The organism is Gayadomonas joobiniege G7 (genome assembly GCF_000300815.1).
GTDB lineage: Bacteria > Pseudomonadota > Gammaproteobacteria > Enterobacterales > Alteromonadaceae > Catenovulum > Catenovulum joobiniege.
The window spans coordinates 998,322-1,017,170 of record NZ_AMRX01000006.1; the positions used below are offsets into that span (position 1 = coordinate 998,322).

The 18,849-nt window shown below is 41.8% G+C and carries 14 protein-coding genes; 3 read left to right on the forward strand and 11 right to left on the reverse strand.

Annotation, left to right across the window (positions count from 1 at the left end):
• Positions 1–28: 28 nt before the first annotated feature.
• The 9 genes from nirD to C727_RS0111785 all read right to left on the reverse strand — a co-directional run bounded on the left by nirD (position 29) and on the right by C727_RS0111785 (position 12,878).
• A complete protein-coding gene (nirD, locus tag C727_RS0111745; protein WP_017445845.1) occupies positions 29–358 on the reverse strand; it encodes a nitrite reductase small subunit NirD in 330 nt (109 codons plus the stop codon).
• An 11-nt stretch (positions 359–369) separates the two neighbouring features.
• Positions 370–2,928 (reverse strand): nitrite reductase large subunit NirB, encoded by a 2,559-nt coding sequence (gene nirB, locus C727_RS0111750; protein WP_017445846.1) that lies wholly within the window; start codon positions 2,926–2,928, stop codon positions 370–372.
• A 15-nt stretch (positions 2,929–2,943) separates the two neighbouring features.
• Positions 2,944–3,747: a uroporphyrinogen-III C-methyltransferase gene (cobA, locus tag C727_RS0111755; protein WP_017445847.1), complete on the reverse strand. Its 804-nt coding sequence runs from the start codon at positions 3,745–3,747 to the stop codon at positions 2,944–2,946.
• Between the two features lie 394 nt (positions 3,748–4,141).
• Positions 4,142–5,302: an alginate export family protein gene (locus tag C727_RS0111760; RefSeq protein WP_017445848.1), complete on the reverse strand. Its 1,161-nt coding sequence runs from the start codon at positions 5,300–5,302 to the stop codon at positions 4,142–4,144.
• 191 nt (positions 5,303–5,493) lie between these two features.
• Positions 5,494–6,516 (reverse strand): glycosyl transferase family protein, encoded by a 1,023-nt coding sequence (locus C727_RS0111765; RefSeq protein ID WP_017445849.1) that lies wholly within the window; start codon positions 6,514–6,516, stop codon positions 5,494–5,496.
• A gap of 17 nt (positions 6,517–6,533) precedes the next feature.
• Complete coding sequence (locus tag C727_RS0111770; RefSeq protein ID WP_026052693.1) at positions 6,534–9,212, reverse strand: nitrate reductase; 2,679 nt, start codon at positions 9,210–9,212, stop codon at positions 6,534–6,536.
• A gap of 415 nt (positions 9,213–9,627) precedes the next feature.
• Positions 9,628–10,470 (reverse strand): ABC transporter ATP-binding protein, encoded by an 843-nt coding sequence (locus C727_RS0111775; protein ID WP_017445851.1) that lies wholly within the window; start codon positions 10,468–10,470, stop codon positions 9,628–9,630.
• Positions 10,471–10,481: 11 nt separating this feature from the next.
• A complete protein-coding gene (locus C727_RS0111780) occupies positions 10,482–11,477 on the reverse strand; it encodes an ABC transporter permease (protein ID WP_017445852.1) in 996 nt (331 codons plus the stop codon).
• Positions 11,478–11,489: 12 nt separating this feature from the next.
• Positions 11,490–12,878, reverse strand: coding sequence for a CmpA/NrtA family ABC transporter substrate-binding protein (locus C727_RS0111785; protein WP_017445853.1), 1,389 nt, complete (start codon positions 12,876–12,878; stop codon positions 11,490–11,492).
• A gap of 339 nt (positions 12,879–13,217) precedes the next feature.
• Between C727_RS0111785 and C727_RS19370 the strand changes: the two genes are divergently transcribed.
• On the forward strand, positions 13,218–13,631 hold the full coding sequence (locus tag C727_RS19370) for a MerC domain-containing protein (protein WP_017445854.1): 414 nt from the start codon (positions 13,218–13,220) through the stop codon (positions 13,629–13,631).
• A 106-nt stretch (positions 13,632–13,737) separates the two neighbouring features.
• On the opposite strand, the gene C727_RS0111795 is transcribed toward C727_RS19370, so the two are convergent.
• On the reverse strand, positions 13,738–14,082 hold the full coding sequence (locus C727_RS0111795; protein ID WP_017445855.1) for a zinc ribbon domain-containing protein YjdM: 345 nt from the start codon (positions 14,080–14,082) through the stop codon (positions 13,738–13,740).
• 90 nt (positions 14,083–14,172) lie between these two features.
• A complete protein-coding gene (locus C727_RS18450) occupies positions 14,173–16,224 on the reverse strand; it encodes a cadherin-like domain-containing protein (RefSeq protein WP_017445856.1) in 2,052 nt (683 codons plus the stop codon).
• A 377-nt stretch (positions 16,225–16,601) separates the two neighbouring features.
• Between C727_RS18450 and galE the strand changes: the two genes are divergently transcribed.
• Both galE and C727_RS0111815 read left to right on the forward strand, forming a co-directional pair.
• Positions 16,602–17,624: a UDP-glucose 4-epimerase GalE gene (gene galE / locus C727_RS0111810; protein WP_017445858.1), complete on the forward strand. Its 1,023-nt coding sequence runs from the start codon at positions 16,602–16,604 to the stop codon at positions 17,622–17,624.
• A gap of 277 nt (positions 17,625–17,901) precedes the next feature.
• A complete protein-coding gene (locus C727_RS0111815; protein ID WP_017445859.1) occupies positions 17,902–18,744 on the forward strand; it encodes a DUF481 domain-containing protein in 843 nt (280 codons plus the stop codon).
• Positions 18,745–18,849 lie beyond the last annotated feature (105 nt).

An 18,849-nucleotide genomic window follows, 5' to 3' on the forward strand; every position in this document is an offset into this window, starting at 1 on the left:
ATCACAACCTTTTAGTTTCGGCTGCGGCCTAAACGGCCAGCAGTACCTTATCACCTTCAACTTTGACTTGATAAGTCGCTAGTTTTATCTCGGGCTCTTCTAAACATTCGCCCGATGTCAGCTCAAAGTGTTGTTTATAAAGAGGTGATGCGACCACTAATTTCCCTTTAATGTCGCCGGTAATACCTCTTGAGAGCACATTAGCTTTCCCTATTGGATCATAATTTGATATCGCATAAACCTGACTGTCGTTCGCTGGCCTAAACAAAGCCACCTGCTCACCGTTATGGAGCGCACAAACGCCAGTGCCAGGTACCAAATCATTTAATTTACAAATTTCTTCCCATTGAGTAGTCATCTTAAATCCCCTTAAACCAGTTCAACTGTTTCAATTTCTTCACCTTTAGCCAGTTTTTTGCGCTCAACATCAGTTGCTATGCGTCCTTTTTGTTGGCCGCGCATTTCTACATAAGCTAAGTTGTCATCTGTCGCATCCGAGTTAATAAAGTGGGCAAAACGTTTCAGGCGCTCTGGGCTTTGCAGCGTTTTTTTCCATTCACATTCATAACTGTCGATAACTCTCGCCATATCTGCTTCAAGGGTTTCACATAGGCCTAACTTGTCTTCAACAATGATTTCATGAAGATAATCTAAACCGCCTTCTAAATTATCCATCCAGACCGAGGTACGCTGCAATTTATCTGCTGTTCGGCAATAAAACATTAAAAAGCGGTCAATATATTTAATGAGGGTTTCGTCATCTAAATCGCTGGCAAATAAATCTGCGTGGCGGGGTTTCATGCCGCCGTTACCACATAAATACAGATTCCAACCTTTGTCTGTCGCGATAACACCAACGTCTTTACCTTGTGCTTCGGCACATTCACGGGTACAACCAGACACGCCCATTTTTAATTTATGCGGTGAGCGCAAGCCCTTGTAACGCATTTCTAAATTAACCGCCATAGAAACCGAATCTAACATGCCATACCGACACCAAGTTGAGCCAACACAAGACTTAACGGTTCGTAACGATTTGCCATAGGCATGGCCGGTTTCAAATCCCGCATCGACTAACCTTGACCAGATAGCAGGCAGTTCGTGTAACTGAGCGCCAAAAAAGTCAATTCGTTGGCCGCCGGTGATTTTGGTATATAAGTTAAAGTCGCGGCCCACTTCACCTAAAACAATTAACTGTGCAGGCGTGATCTCTCCTGCTGCTACACGCGGCACCACTGAGTAGGTCCCGTCTTTTTGCATGTTTGCCAAAAACACATCATTAGTATCCTGTAAACCTATGTGTTTATCGTCTAAAACATATTCATTCCATGCGGTGGCCAGCATAGAGCCAACAGCGGGTTTACAAATTTCACAGCCATGGCCTGTCCCATGACTTTCGATAAGCTCAGCAAAGCTCTTAATGCCTTTGGTGCGAACAATATCGAACAGTTCTTGACGAGTATACGCAAAGTGCTCACATAAACTGGTATCAACTTCAACCCCCATCTCGGTCAGTGCGGCATTCATGACTTGTGTTGTCATGGCCGCACAACCGCCGCAGCCTGTTGCTGCTTTAGTGCAGGCTTTTATGCCACCCATATCCGTGCAGCCACCTTTGACCGCTTCGTAAATGTCGCCTTTACTCACATCATGACATGAACAAATTTGGGCAGTTTCAGGCAGCGCATCAACCCCAAGTGCGGGAGCATCACCCGCGCCTGCTGGTAAAATTAACTGCTCTGGCGCACCGGGAATTTCGATATCTGACAACATCATTTGCAACAAATTGCCATACGCTTCAACGTCACCAACTAATACTGCACCTATTACTTTTTTATTGTCAGCCGACACTACCAAACGCTTATATACGCCAGCATGACCATCAAGATAGGTGTAACTTAAGCAGCCTTCAGTTCGAGCTTGCGCATCACCAATACTCGCAACATCAACTCCAAGCAATTTTAATTTGGTACTCATATCGGCACCGATAAATGCTAAGTCACCCCCAGTGATATGTTCCGCGGCAACTTTAGCCATTTGGTAACCAGGCGCAACTAAACCAAAGATTCGGTTTTGCCACAAAGCGCACTCACCAATCGCATAAATGTTTTCGTCTGAGGTTTGACACTGATTGTTAATAACAATGCCACCACGAGGCCCAATTTCTAATTCAAATTGTCTGGCGAGTTCGTCTTGTGGACGAATACCGGCCGAAAACACTATCATGTCAGTTTCTAAGTAGCTGCCATCAGCAAAATTCATGCGATAGCGGCACTTTTCACCCGCAACAATTTCTTTAGTATTTTTTTCAGTATGTACACCGACCCCTAGGCTTTCGATTTTACTACGTAATAATTGACCACCACCTTCGTCTAACTGAACCGCCATTAACCGCGGTGCAAACTCAACAACGTGGGCTTCTAAACCCAAATTTTGGATAGCGTTGGCCGCTTCTAAACCCAATAAACCACCCCCAACAACTACACCCACTTTACTTTGATTAGCTGAGGCTGTAATGGCTTCTAGATCTTCAATGGTTCTATATACTAAACAATGCGGCTGATCTTTACCCGGAATCGGTGGTACAAACGGGAAAGACCCTGTGGCTAAAATGAGTTTGTCGTATGATTCTTGACGACCTGACGCAGTTGTGATGGTTTTAGCGGCTTTATCGATAGATACAACTTTGTCGTTAACTATGTATTGCACCTGATTTTCATCATAATAATCCGGCGAGGTTAACATGAGATCGTCAGCACTTTTACCAGCGAAATAAGCTGATAATTGTACCCTATCGTAAGCCAATCTTGGCTCTTCAGAAAAGGTAATGATTTGATAATCTGAATAGGCCGGGTTTTCAATCATGTTTTCGATAAATTTGTGACCGACCATGCCGTTACCGACAACAATTAATTTTTGTTTGCTCATTGGTTTTTCCCCCTGTTAAGCTGTCATTTGCGCGATTTGAGCATTAGTGCTGGTTAATGATGCAAACCAGTGCAAAGATTCAGCCAGCTCAACGACACGCCCGATCACTATCAGTGTGGGCGAGCGTAATTGATGCTGTTTTGCAATCTGCTCCAGATTAGAAAGCTGTCCGGTAAAGGTTCGTTGATCTTTGCGGCAGCCATTTTCGATTAACGCGGCAGGCATATCTGCGCACATTCCGTGGTGTGTTAATTGTTTTGTGATGTCTGCTAAGTTGCCAAGCCCCATGTAAAAAACCAAAGTGTGTTGCATTTTCGCCAAACTTGACCAATCAACATCCAATGATTTTTCTCCATGTCCGGTAATAAAGGTACAGGCTTGCGCCAGCCCTCTGTGCGTGACCGGGATCCCTGAATACGCTGCTGCACCCACTCCGGCGGTTACACCAGGCACGACTTCCACCTGAATGCCAGCTTGATGTAGCGCTAACATTTCTTCACCGCCACGACCAAACACAAAAGGATCTCCGCCTTTTAAACGGCAAATTGAATAGCCTTTTTGCGCTTTTTCAATCAGCAATTGGTTCAACTGGGCTTGCGGGATACAGTGGTTGCCAGCGGCTTTGCCTACATAAAACGCTGGCGTTTCCGTTGGAAAGAGATCACGAATATCCTGACTGACTAAACGGTCATACAGAATAATATCGGCACTTTGAATACAACGTAGCGCTTTAATAGTGAGCAAATCAGCATCACCAGGGCCAGCACCAACAATTGTCACTGTGCCATGTTTTGGAGCGGGTTGGACTAACTTAAACATCTTTGCATAAGCCTTTATTCACTTAGATAGTTTTAACTTTGCAAGCCTAATGCCAGAATGTAAAAACCCGTTTAAAAACACTACAAGCTATTGATTTAAAATATTAAAAAAATATTTTTTATAAAAACAAAAAAGCTAAATTAAATCGATGCACACAATAGATGCACCACAAAAACACATAACGGGTATTTTTTTTACCACTTATTGCACAAAAATAGAGACGGTTGATTAAGTAAGGCACTGAGTATTGACGGGCATTAACAAAGCAAGAGTTCCTGGGTATCAAAACAATTTAACTGTCGCTCTATTACCAGCGTGGCACAAAAAAATGAGTGGCATCCATTAAGCTACCACTCACTAATCTTTGATTGATCACCACTAACAGCGAGTGATGTTAAAATTTAGCCGCTAATTGTATCCAAGTTTTAGTCACATCCGGTTTAGCTGAATCAGATGAAAAGTCGGCAAACTTTAATAACAGACTATAAGTTTTATTAAAACTATAAGCCGCTGATAAATTAATTTCAGAGCCCAAATCGGCCCCGCCTTCGTCTTCACTATAACTGTGATAAACAGCAACAAAACTGTAAGCTCCATGTTGATAAGCCAACTTACCATAAGTATCTTCTAAGCCATTATCACCCGTCGCTAAAAATAAATCTGCCCAACCATTAAATGCATGTTTGGTTGCTAGCGGGGTATTAAAACCATAAGCTCCGTCATCGCTGCCAAGCAATTCATAACCGATTTGCGCTGTTACCCCTTGTACTTTATAACTTGCATCGAGTGCTAAATAACTTGCATCAAAGTCTCCAACCGACTGAACAGCATAAGACGCATGCAGTTTTATCGATGCTAAACTGCCGCTGTAGTCAAAACCATAGGTATCTGTACTATCGGCTGCAGCTTCCGGTTCGTATAAATAAACAAACCCACTTAAGGTATGACCGTCGGCTAGTTGCATACTGGCCAACAAATTATGCGCCGATAAATCTAAGTTAGTGCCTAAAATGCCATTTACATTATTGAGGTACGAATAATCTACTGAGATGGCACCGAGTTTTCCTTGTAAGCGAATTCCGTCATAGGTTTGCATGTTTTGTCGCCAACCCACATGGCCTAAAAATCTGTGATTTAAGTGGGTGATTATCTGCCGGCCATAAGTTGCAGTAAAATCCGCGTCAGTGTATTGAATAAAGGCCTGATTAACCTCAGTCCCTTCAGGATCTGCCACCACTGGTTGCATTTTAACCGCATCCGTTGGCACACTATAATTATCGGTTATTGCAGTCACATCATCCATTTGCAGCAAACCACTAAAACCAGATAAGCTTGCGGTTTTATACGTCAGACTCGTTTTAACAGTGAGCGCATTTGCACTGCTGCCAAAACCATCTTGATCAACGTTTTCGTATCGGGTTCGCACGGCAACTGAGGTTGAGCCTTCTTTAATCGCTTCGGCAAGGGTTTCTGCTGCCAATGCATTTGGTGTATAAACCGATGCTGCAACTAAAGTTGCCAATAAGGTTAATTTATTTTGATGTGTAGTTTTCATGATCACTCCCATTTAAATATAAAATCGTTTATTAAATTGGTCGTGATGTTGAATGTGGACGCAATAAAAGCATACTGCGCCAAACCTGTGATCGCAAGCTTTTTTTAATAAAAAATAATCAATAAAATTATCGAAAAAACAAATAGTTAAAACCGGGAGGCAGACGCTTCCCGGGAGGTTAAAAAGGCTAATTAAAACCAGTATTGGCTATTTCTGTTTTGCCAAAGTTGGCTAGCCTGCTCACGGCATTGCTGAATAATTTTTTCTTCTTGCTGCTCTGTTTTCGCTTTTGCTAGGGTTTCTAGTTGCTCCATTATCAAAAAAACAGTCAGTGTTGCTTGTACGGCAGCTTCACCATACGCATTGTCAATTTGTTTACACCAAAGTGCTTTCAACTCATCTAACTCTAACGCTCTTGGTTTAATTTGCCAGTTGTCTAAAAAAGCTGGCAATTGCACACTCTTACGGACTCCGGCTGCGTAAAAATGCAGCTTCACCGCTCGCTCTGGGTTAACTTCGATTTCACCGCCTTCACCGCGAAAACACATCACGTTATTTTCGTCACAAATCTTTGCAACTTCAGCATGTCGCTCATCAAAATGTCTATGATGAACCCCGTGTAAACTCAAGCGAGCACGGCTTGGATTAAGCATTCGTGCGAGCGTGTTTGCACAAGATCTTAGTGCAAACACTGACCTTAATTGAATCAGCTTATCCAACGCGGGATGCACACTGGATAGTTCAGCATAACAAACACCATGTTTATCTAATTGGCCTTGCGCTTGCACTCTATTAGTTGCTGGTTGTATACCAAAATGCGCAAAAACTTCACGCATATATAAACGCTTAGATTCAGGCTCAGCGGTGCCATGAATAAACACTTTTTTACCACTATCAGCGTAAGCTTTAACGGCCAACAATAACCAAGGTAAATGACGTCTTTTACCTGCATAACAGCCCAAATCTAAATCAACAGGCAGATCTTTATATTCGTCACTAATGCAGGCTCTTGCCGCCTTGATAAAACCAGCCAATTCTTCAGGGGTTTCTTCACGCACCCTTAACAGCATTAAAAATGCACCCAGCTGCTCGGCGGTCACCTGATCATTAAATACTTGCAGCATAGCGTCTTCGGCTTGTGCTTGATCCAGGGTTTTACCGGCATTTTGACCTTTGCCGATAAGTTTGATGTACTCTTTAAATTCGCTGCTCATAAATGCTCTGCAATCTGTTAAACCCGAGTTTGCATTATAACCGAATTTTCTCCGTGCTCGCGAATTAAAGCCGCTAAGTCAGGTTTGCAGGAACCACAATTGGTACCACATTTTAACCGCTGGCCAAGGGCTTCAACTGTCTCGTCGCCTTCGGTCTGAATGGCTTCTATAATTTGTTTTTCGCCAACTTTAAAACAGCTACAAATCTGCCGCCCTTTTGCCATGCCTTCTGATGGGGCTCCACAGAGCACAGCATTAATCTCATCACCGCTAAATTGATCTAATAAAAACATTTCATTAAGCCAACTATTGTCCTGAGATATCGGTTGGCGCTGAACATAACAAACATATTCTAAACGGTTGTCACGGTAACAAAATATTTTACTGGCCTGCTCTGTTTTGTTCTCAAATTTAAACCATTCTCCTTGCACTAAACTGTGCTGCTGACACCAGCTCAACCAGTCTTCAACCGGTTTAGTGCCTGCAAAAACTAATTGATGCCCGGCGCTGGTCGGTGCTTTGGCCCAGTACTCACTATCGGCAGTAACGGCTTCACGGCTATAAATGACACCATAATAATCAGCTGCAAATTTTTCGGCGTGAACGGCTGTGTGTTTAAATTCGGGCTGTCCAGATACAGGATCTATATTCGTATTTAGCAACTGGTTTACATTGGCAGACGAGGCAAACATTTTATTCCAATGCATAGGCATAAATAGATCACCGCGGCGCTGACCTTCATCTAATTTAACCCGAACTAAGCATTCACCTTGCGCCGATTTAACACGGGCAACTTGATGCGCTTCTAACATTAGCTGTTCGGCGTCTCGCGGGTGAATCGCCAAATAAGGTTCGCTGATGTGTTGGCTCAAACTCGCAGCTTTACCGGTTCTTGTCATTGTATGCCATTGATCGCGGATCCGTCCTGTATTGCAAATAAAGGGATATTCCTCACTTTTAATTTGTGCGGGTCGTTTAGCTTGGGTTGCGACAAAATGCGCTTTACCGCTGAGTGTGTAAAACTTTCGATCGGTAAATAAGCGCGCTGTGCCTTCCGGCGTGGCGTGATTGACCGGCCATTGAATGGGTCGCAATGCATCATATTCCTGCTCGCTTAAACCCGCTAAACCGCTAATATCAAAAGCACGGCTACCTTTATTCTCTATTCCGGATAGGCGAGCAAATTCATCAAAAATCTCACACGGATGGGCATAGTTAAAACCCGAGTTAAACCCCATTGCTTTAGCGACTTCACAAATAATCTGCCAGTCATGTTTGCTTTCACCAGCCGGTGGCAAAAGTCCGCGTTGGCGCGAGATACGACGTTCAGAATTTGTTACTGTGCCATTTTTTTCTGACCACCCGGTTGCCGGTAAACGAACATCTGCCCAATGGCTAGTATCTGTATTTAAATTACAGTCTGAAACCACCACCATTTCGCAATTTTTTAACGCTTGGCTGATTGAATGACCATCCGGCAAACTCACGGCCGGATTAGTTGCCATGATCCAGACAGCTTTTATTTTGCCATCGGAAATATTTTTAAAAATATCTGTCGCTTTATAACCTGCTTTGTCTGCCATTCGTGGTGAGCGCCAAAAGGTTTGTAATAATTCTCGCTGCGTCGGATTATCAAGCTCCATATGAGCTGCGAGCATAGTTGCTAAACCGCCTACTTCACGTCCACCCATTGCATTTGGCTGGCCAGTAATCGAAAACGGACCGCTGCCAGGTTTGCCAATTTTTCCACTGGCTAAATGGCAGTTAATAATAGCGTTACATTTATCTGTGCCTTGAATACTTTGGTTAACGCCCATGCAATAAAAAGTCACTGCAGATGCCGCTTTAGCAAACCATTGATAATACGCCAGTACATCAGCCAAGGGTAATTCGCATAACATTGCAACATGCTCAGGTGTATACGCACTCGCCTCATTTAGCGCTTGCTCAAACCCAAGCGTCGCTTGCTCTATGTAAGCTTGGTCTAATTCATTATTGGCTGATAAATAGTTTAATAAACCATTCAGTAAGATAACGTCTGTGCCTGGTTTTAGCGCTAGGTGCAAGTCGGCCAATTCGCAGCTGGCTGTACGCCTGGGATCAATCACAATGATCTTTTTATTTGGGTTTAACTGTTTGGCTCGTTCAATTCGCTGATATAAAACAGGATGAGTCCATGCAGCGTTCGAGCCGATTAAAACTAATAATTCGGTATCTTCTAAATCTTGATAATTGCAAGGTACAGCATCTGCACCAAATGCACGTTTATATCCAGATACCGCAGAAGACATGCAAAGCCTTGAGTTGGTATCTATGTTGGCGCTGCCAATAAAACCTTTCATAAGCTTATTGGCAACATAATAATCTTCGGTCAACAACTGGCCAGAGACATAAAAAGCGACTGAATCTGGCCCATGTTCGTCTATTACTTGTTTGAATTTAGTTGCCACTTTAGTAAATGCTTCATCCCAAGAAACCCGTGAATCCCCTATCATAGGCTGCAGTAGTCGCCCTGACACATCATTGGTTTGCAAAACGGATGAGCCCTTTACACATAATCGCCCAAAATTAGCCGGATGTTCTGAAGAACCTGTCACTTGAGTTAGCGTCTGTGCATTGATTTTTACATCAATGCCACACCCAACACCACAATAAGGACAAGTGGTTTGTTTTAATTTTACTGCATCTTTGTTCATCAAATTCTTACCTAAATTTGGTTGTTTTTCCGCCGTTGGAAGCAACAACATAAACGCTCAAGTCTGGGGCGTGGCCCCGCGTTCTTCACAACAGCCCGGCTTCGGACACATACAAATAAAGCAAACACCGTTCCAACTATTTTAAAGATATAAAAATCAGACACTTAACATCAAAAGCACCAAAATGAATCTTAAAATGGTATTTTTAAAGTCTATTTATAATGAATGATGGTGCAATTACGGAATATTTTGGTGCAGAAAATTGAATTTTAATTAGTAATACTTTTGCTTAACTGGTTTGCCCAGTAAATACAAAAACTAATTTGCTGAAAAGAGGGATTGATTGGCTCTAATGACGAATGAATGGGCGTTCAGGTTGGCAAAACCAACCTGAACGTTTATCCGAGACAAAATCTTATGCGCTTTTTCGTGTGTTAGATGTCGGCTTTTTACTCGCCACAGTTTCAACCTTTTTTTGTTTTTCGTATAAAAAGGTTAATACCTGATGCCGGTAATGATTATATTGAGGATTGTCAGCCAGCGCTAATCGTGCCCTTGGCCGCTCTAAGTTGACAGACAGAACTTCACCAACGGTGGCGCTGGGTCCATTTGTCATCATTACAATACGATCTGATAACAAAACGGCTTCGTCAACATCATGAGTGATCATAATTACCGTATTGCCTAAATCGGCATGAATTTCCATTAACGAATCTTGCAGGTGAGCACGCGTTAGCGCATCTAGCGCACCAAAAGGTTCATCCATGAGTAACACTTTAGGCTGCATTGCGAGTGCTCTGGCTATACCAACCCTTTGTTTCATACCGCCTGAAATCTCATCCGGTCGTTTATGCGCAGCATGGGTCATATGGACTAACTCTAAATTATGGTTAACCCAATCATGCATCTCACTTTTACTCATACGTTTTTTAAAAACCTGTTTTACTGCCAACTCTACGTTTTGATACGCAGTGAGCCAAGGCAATAACGAGTGGTTTTGAAAAACAACCGCTCGCTCAGGACCTGGTTCGTTAACTTCTTTGTTGTCTAATAAAACACCACCTTCGGTGGCCTGATATAAACCGGCAACAATGTTTAAAACGGTTGATTTACCGCACCCTGAGTGCCCTATTAAAGAAATAAACTCACCTTTAGCAATTTTAAGATTAACATCAGTTAGTGCACAAAATGGACCTTTAGGCGTTGGAAATTCAATACCGACTTGGCTTAACTCTAAATGTTTTTGTTCGTTTATCATCAGACAACTCCTTAACGTAAAATCGCATTTTTGTCCCAGCTCACTGATTTTTGAATCAGCAACATGAGGCGATCTAAAATAAAACCAATTAAACCAATCACAAGTACTGCCACCATAATGCGCGCTAATGATTCTGAACTACCATTTTGAAATTCATCCCAAACAAACTTGCCTAACCCTGGGTTTTGCGCAAGCATTTCGGCAGCGATCAATACCATCCAGCCAATGCCTAACGATAACCGTAAACCGGTAAATATCATTGGGATCGACGAAGGCAATACAATTTTGACTACATGAGCTAATCGCCCTAACCTTAAAACACGGCTAACATTGACTAGATCCTGGCTGATGTTAGACACACCCACAGCAGTATTAATTAAAGTTGGCCATAAACAGCATAACGCCACGGTAAAAGCAGAAGTTAAAAAGGATTTTGAAAACGCCGGATCGTCGGTCACATAAACAGCGCTCACGACCATGGTCACCAAAGGTAGCCAAGCGAGCGGCGAAACCGGCTTAAATATCTGAATTAAAGGGTTAATTGCAGCATAAGTTTGCTCACTCAAGCCACAAGCAATACCTAAAGGCACAGCGATAACAGAGGCGATTAAAAAGCCGATCATCACTGTGTATAAGCTGGTCCAAATTTGATCAAAAAAGGTCGGTTTTCCGGTGTAATCACGCACCTTAGCCTGATAATTTGGGTCCACTTTTAAACGAGCTTGATTGCGCGCCTCTTGCCGCTCGTAAAAAGCTTCAGCTTTTTTACGCTCGGCAAAATGTTCATCAATTAATACGCTGGTTTGCTGATACACGGCACTGGGGCCAGGAAACTGGCCGAGTGACGTTTCTATGTTTTTAGCCGCCGCACTCCATAAAATCAGGAAAACAAGGATCCCAATAAAAGGCAATAAGGCAGCATTAATGAAGGTTTTCATCCATTCAGATTGCATGCTTTTTTTAAATTCTACGGGAATCACTTTTCCCAATGTGGCTGCTTTAGACATTAGATAAGTTCCTTATAACTTTTCTTGTTTAAGGCCAATGGCAAATTTATTCAGATATGCATTGGGTGCACGACCATCGTATTCAACGCCGTCAATAAACTCTTTTTGTGGTGGTTTAAAGCCGGTTTCGCTCGCAAAATTTGGAAAATCAGAGGCTTTGGCTTTGCCTTCTTTAATTAAAGCTTTGGCTGCTTTTGCATAAATATCAGGGCGGTAGACTTTTTTCGCGATATCCATATACCAGCTATCGGGTTTAGCTTCTGAAATTTGCCCCCAACGACGCATTTGGGTTAAATACCAAATGGCATCTGAATAATACGGATAGGTCGCGTTATATCTAAAAAACACGTTAAAATCTGGCACATCTCTTTTATCACCTTTTTCATATTCAAAAGTCCCAGTCATGCTGTTTGCAATCACATCATAATCGGCACCTACATACTGGCTTTTTGAGAGAATCTTAACGGCTTCAGGACGATTAGCATTGTTATTTTCGTCTAACCACATAGCTGCGCGTATCATAGCTTTAACCACACGCATATGAGTATTTGGATACGTTTCTGCCCAGTCTTTTGACACGCCGAATACTTTTTCTGGGTTGTTTTTCCAGATTTCGTAATCGGTAATAACCGGCACCCCAATGCCTTTAAATACAGCTTGCTGATTCCAAGGTTCACCGACACAATAACCGTAAATAGTTCCAGCTTCTAAAGTCGCAGGCATTTGTGGTGGTGGCGTGACCGACAACAAAGCATCCGCTTGCAATTGCCCAGTAATATCACCTTTATGTGGGGCATAATAACCAGGGTGGATACCACCGGCAGCCAACCAATATCTGAGCTCGTAGTTATGTGTGGATACTGGAAAAACCATGCCCATGTTAAAAGGCTTGCCTTGCTGGCGGTATTTATCAACCACAGGTTTTAGGTAGTCGGCTTTGATTGGGTGAACTGGCTTGCCATTTTTATGTGGAATGGCTTTTTTCATCTCTTCCCAGACTGCATTAGAAACAGTAATACCATTACCATTGAGATCCATACTAAAAGCGGTAATGATATCGGCTTTAGTCCCAAAACCTATGGTAGCGCCTAACGGCTGGCCAGCTAACATATGAGCGCCATCCAGTTGCCCATCTATAACTCGGTCAAGCAAGACTTTCCAGTTTGCTTGCGCCTCTAAAGTAACGTACAAACCTTCGTCTTCAAAATACCCCTTTTCGTAGGCGATGGCCAACGGCGCCATATCGGTTAGTTTAATAAAACCAAATTTTAGCTCTTCTTTTTCTGGCCAATAAAATTCTTCTGCTTGCACAGAAGTAGTTAAACTAGCGCCCAAAATAGCGGCCGCTGTAAGGATTTTTTTAAAGACACCTGTGTGTGATGTTTTAGTGCGGTATTTCATTTATTTCTCCCAAAAACAAAAAAGCCCGCAACAATCCGAAGACTGTGCGGGCAACGTTGCCAGTGCAATTTCAACAAACAAGTAAAGACGCTTTTAGTTATACAAGCTTTATACCAATAATTTATAAACCTTAGAAATCAGTAAGTTAATAAAAACAGAGTCTATTTAGTCATTAAAATAAACACCAATACGGTGCGATACAAGCCAATTAATTGCACTGAAAACACCATTTAACGCACCAAGAATGACATTAATGACAATTAAAATATCGAGCAAACAAATTGCGAACAACCCAGTGGGGATGATATATTATAACATTGCAAAGAGTGAGGCTGTGTTATGAGAATTTCGAATTTTCAATTTTTAGATAAAGTATCTATTGGTGCATCGACTATATGTGCGATCCATTGTGCGGTACTTCCAATATTATTAGCCGTCTTTCCGTCCTTGTCGTTTTTACCTTCAAACGATCACCTTTTTCATCAGGCCTTAGTCTTTATGATAGTGCCGATGAGTTTGTTAGCTGGATTTTCTGGCTGTCGCAAACACAAAGATAAATGGGTGGCTGGCGGTATAATAGCGGGTTTAATGATCTTAGTGGTCGCTGCCATTTTTGGACATGATCTGTTTGGTGAAAGTGGAGAAAAAACAGCCACTGTTCTGGCCAGTGTATTTTTAGCCTGTGCGCATTGGCGTAATTTTTTATTGTGTAGAAAAACCGATTGCAACGAAGACGCTTGCCACAGTCACTAAACTCATCTACCCGCTATACTAAATGTCAGGGCGCTATACTTTGCCGCGCCCTTAATTTTTAGTCGCGCGGCTACACTAACGTTTAAAAAGCAGCACGCAAAACTTGTTATGCCTTTTTCACAAATTTAGCAGTGATCATCATCTCACCTACTCCATCCACTTTACAATCCAGCTCATGATCTTTTTTATCCAGCACACGCCTTATGGTTGCTTTCGTGCCAATTTTTATTACTTGTGAACTTGATTTAATTTTTAAGTCTTTTGCCACAGTGACTTTATCACCATCCACTAGAAGCGTTCCGTTAAAGTCTCTAGCAGTCATTTGATCGTCTTGCTCGACCTGTTTGGGATCCCACTCGTGACCACATTCAGGGCAAACTAACAAATTTTGATCAGGGTATGCATATTTAGAGCCGCACTGCGGACATTCGGGAATAGGGTTTGAACTCATAAGTTTTTGTTTAAGTCGGGATATTTTTTATAGTATACGCGCAAAAGCCCCTAAGCTCTATAGGGGCTTTATAATTAAGCGATTAATATATTAAGGTTTTTCGTATACTGAAATATCATCAATATAATATTTAGGAATAAATACAGCGTTGTACGGTAATACCGCAAATATATCTACGCCGCCCTGAATTTCTACATCATATTTGTGCCATTGCTGTGCCAAAGGCAGCGCGGCAAATCTTGCATTAAACGTCCATTTATTATCAGGGTTTTCTCCATATATATGTGAATTAGCATCCGGCGACGTCCATTGGACCACACCATCCGCATATGTTCTCATGTAAAACCGTCGTTGACCGGCTTTAAAACCATCAGCGGATGCTGGATAAGTTGCATCAATGCGCCCGTCTGTTTCTGGCGCTGTTGTATCAAACACCTGAAGATAAAATGACACAACATAGGTTTTATCTGGGTTATTTTTTATCTCATCTGGCAATGTAAAGCTGATATCTGAGTTTAATATACTAGTATCTACTTTCCATGCGTTGGTACCAAACCTGCCCTTGCCTGCTGCCAAACTAACATCGGCTTTGTTTTCTAGTGCCACAAGTGGCCCTGCAGCTAACGGCACCGAATCGTCTATATCTGCGGTGCCACCATTTAATGCAGCATCATCACAAATCAGGTTTTTGCGGATCGTTACATCAATCGAATCTTCAAGCACTGGAGAGGCACCTTCAACCGCTGCTGTAACAGTAACGGTCGCAGGATAACTGGCAATATTTTTAGCTGCTGTTAGTTTCCCATCCGTTACCATTAAAGTTTGCTCATCTTGGCTTGTCCATTTAACCGTATGGGCACCATTGCCATCAGGCGAAAACGCAGTTAACGGAATACTCTGACAACTTGCCATGGTTAACGTATCCCCTGCATCCCAACCGTTAAACCGCAATTCCACACTGGTTGGCATGATCACTTTAACCTTAACCATCATTTTAGCAGACATGACTGACTCGTCAGTACCCGCCTGATCAGTGTAACTGGCAACTACATAAATGTCTGATCCTGCATCTGCTTCTTGCAATTGATAAGTTTCGCCGCTACCAACCGAAATAGCATCTTCTCCTTCAGCTTGTGTATACCATTGATAACTGACCGTTCCTAAACCATCTGCATCTGCCAAGTTATTGCTGGCGGTTAGTGTGGAACCCACCTCGGGATCACCGCTGACAGAAACACTGCCAGTTGGCGCATCATTTTTATCAGCAACGGCTTCTGAAACCACTTCTGTGGTATAAGGTGTTTTAAAAACTGAATCTTGAAATTCTGCAACTAGTTTAATTTTTTTACCAACATGCGCTTGAGTTAATGTAAGGCTATCACTGGTTGCGCCATCAATTTTTGTTTCACCTGCATACCAAGTATAAGTCAATAATTCGATATCTCCGTCAACATCGGCCAATGCAGAGGTATTGGCCGTAATAGTTTCGCTTTGGCTTAAAGTGCCATCAATACTGATATCTCCCGTTGCTGCTGTGTCTGGGTTGGCATCATTCGAGGTCACTGGCACATCGGTGACTGAAGCACCTGTTGAATAACTGACTTGTACGCTGATTTTTTTACCTTTTTGCGCCTCTGTTACGGTAAAGGTTTCTGCAGTCGCACCTGCAATTGCTTCGCCATCAGCCATCCACTGATAACTTAGGTTGCTTATTTCGCCATCGGGATCAGTTAAGCTATTTTGAATGCTTAGGGTTTCGCCTACTTTATTAACACCGGTAATTGTTAAATCTCCAATAGCGGGATCATCAACTGGGTTCACTGTCACTATAATTTGACTGGTATTAGAGCTGGTTTTACCGTCTGTGACCGAGTATTCCAAGGTAAATTGACCGTGGGCGTTGGCCTCCGGCACATAAGTATACTGGTTCACGCCTTCAGCCAGCGCTTGCCCTGCGACTGTGTAGGTTAAGATATCACCATCAGCATCTTCGCTATCACCTAGGTTAATCACCAATTGAGTATCTTCGTCAGTACTCGCTGTGATTTCCGAAAGTGTTAAATCGGCCTCATCGTCTGAATCATTACAGCCGATTAGGCCAGTCGTTAGCATAATGGCTAGCGCTATTTTGTTTAACGTCATCCTGTTTCCTCTATTTATTTTATATATAAACAAAACCTCTTATATTTATGACTCACCCAGCATAAAAATGTCAACAAAAAACACATTAAATTTTACAAAAAAAATAATATTGTTAAAAAATAAAACAAACCGAGGGTTAGTCATTGATTTGTAACGCTTATACGCTAAGGTAAAATACGTAAAAATTAAAAATTACACATTATTATGTGTGATAATATAAAATCTTTGTAAACAAAATGCGGAATAAACATTAAATTCTGATAATAGGGTACGAAACCCTTTAATTGGGTTAAACGTTTTACTTATTATCAAATGTTGGCTAATATAAGCATATTCGATAGACTTAGAACTAATTCACAAACGCAAAGGGTGCATCAATGAGTTCAACCATTTTAGTCACTGGTGGCGCTGGTTATATCGGCAGCCACACGGTTTTAGAACTACTTAATCAGGGTGACGAAGTGATTGTGGTAGATAACCTACACAATGCTTCAGAAACTTCATTAAACAGAGTTAAAGAAATTACTGGAAAAGAACTAACGTTTTATCAGGCGGATATTTTAGATACGGATGCCATGGATAAAATATTTAGTCAGCACAAAGTTGATTCGGTTATTCATTTTGCCGGTTTAAAAGCCGTTGGTGAGAGCACCCAAATTCCGCTAACTTATTACCATAACAATGTAACCGGCACTATTAACCTGTGTCAGGTGATGGCAAAACATAATGTAAAGTCGATTGTTTTTAGCTCATCTGCGACAGTTTATGGCGACCCTCAGGCATTACCATTAGTTGAGAGCATGCCAACAGGCATTCCAACGAATGCTTACGGTCACTCAAAATTAATGATTGAAGAAATTTTGCGTGATTTGTCAGAATCAGATCCGGATTGGAAAATTGTCATCTTGCGATATTTTAACCCAATTGGTGCCCACGAATCGGGCCGTATTGGCGAAGATCCAAACGGTATACCAAACAACCTGATGCCATTTATTACTCAGGTCGCAGTAGGTCGCCGTGACGAGCTTAGTGTATTTGGTAATGATTATGATACCCATGACGGCACAGGCGTGCGAGATTATATTCATGTGGTTGATTTAGCAATTGGTCATTTAAAAGCCCTTGATCGCATTAAAGAAGACAAAGGCGTATTTACCTATAACCTAGGTACAGGGACAGGTTATTCTGTGTTAGATATGGTAAAAGCGTTTGAAAAAGCCTCCGGTAAAACCATTAATTATAAGCTGGTTGATCGTCGCCCAGGTGACGTAGCTGCTTGTTACGCTGATGCTTCTGCCGCTAAAAACGAGCTAAATTGGCAAGCAGAGTTTGGTTTAGAGCGCATGTGTGAAGACAGCTGGCGTTGGCAGAGCAACAACCCTAACGGGTACAAAGGCTAAGCGTTTTTTGTGGAAAAGGGCTTTTACGGCCCTTTTTTGTTCTATGTTTGAAATTAGCAACCGCTGACAAACGCTGTAAATAAAAAATAATGTTTTATATACAAAAAAATGAGTTTATATACCATAAAGTATGATTAGATAACTTGCCCATTTACACTAATATAATTACAATTAGCCCCGTATAATTAAGCTCCGATCCTCTTAGCGTTATTGAGTATTATGAATAAAGCATTACAATAGCGATTAAATCTTAAAACATTTAGCAAAATTAATTTGTATGTCAGTACTAAAATTAAAATCCTGCGTTGTAATAACCAGTTTATTAGCAACAGCTCCATTATTTGCTTCAGAAAACAGAGAAAAACTGGGTGAGTTTACCGCATCGGTCGAGTTTGGGTACATAATGACATCGGGTAATACGTCAACCACCTCTTTTATTGTTAAAACAGACGTTGGTTTTGAAACCGAGTCATTTCGGAATCAGTTTGAATTTGACTCTTTATTCAAACAAGACGAAATCTCTTTTACTGACGACGAAGGCAATGAACGCACTAAAGACGTTACCTCTAAAGAAAAGTACTTTGCATCAGCCCAAACAAACTATAAGTTAAACGAAAAAGGGGATGCTGTATTAGCTTTTGGTTCTTACGAAACCGACAGATTTTCAGGGTTTCATTATCAAGCGTCTCTCGCGACTGGTTATAATACTCGACTGCTAGACTCGGCGACTGGTTTTTTAGATTTTTCGATTGGTCCTGGTTATGCCTTTGACAGTATTCGCCACAATGTTAATGAAAACAACGAACGCTTAAACGGTAATAATGTGGTTTATGACGAAAACGGTATGCCGGTCATGGGGGATGCAGAACCTAGGTCGCAATTTATTTTAAGGGGCGCAGCAACTTATCAACGCAAACTGATGAAAGGGGTTAACTTTAGAGCAGCTTATTCAATTGAAGACGGCGATTATAATACCAAATCGACATTTGAAACCTCATTAACCATGCAAATTAACGGCTCGCTTTCATTAAAAGCCTCGATTAGAGATAAACGCAATACCAACGAAACCTCAAGCAATAAAAATAAGCGCAATACGATAACTCTGGTATACGATTTTTAATAACGCGCAACGCTTTGGCGCAGTTTGCGCCCAAAGTGTGCAGGTTTACACCGCCATTTGTTTACTGATTTTTTACCCACCCGCTGAGTCATAAAATAAATCTAT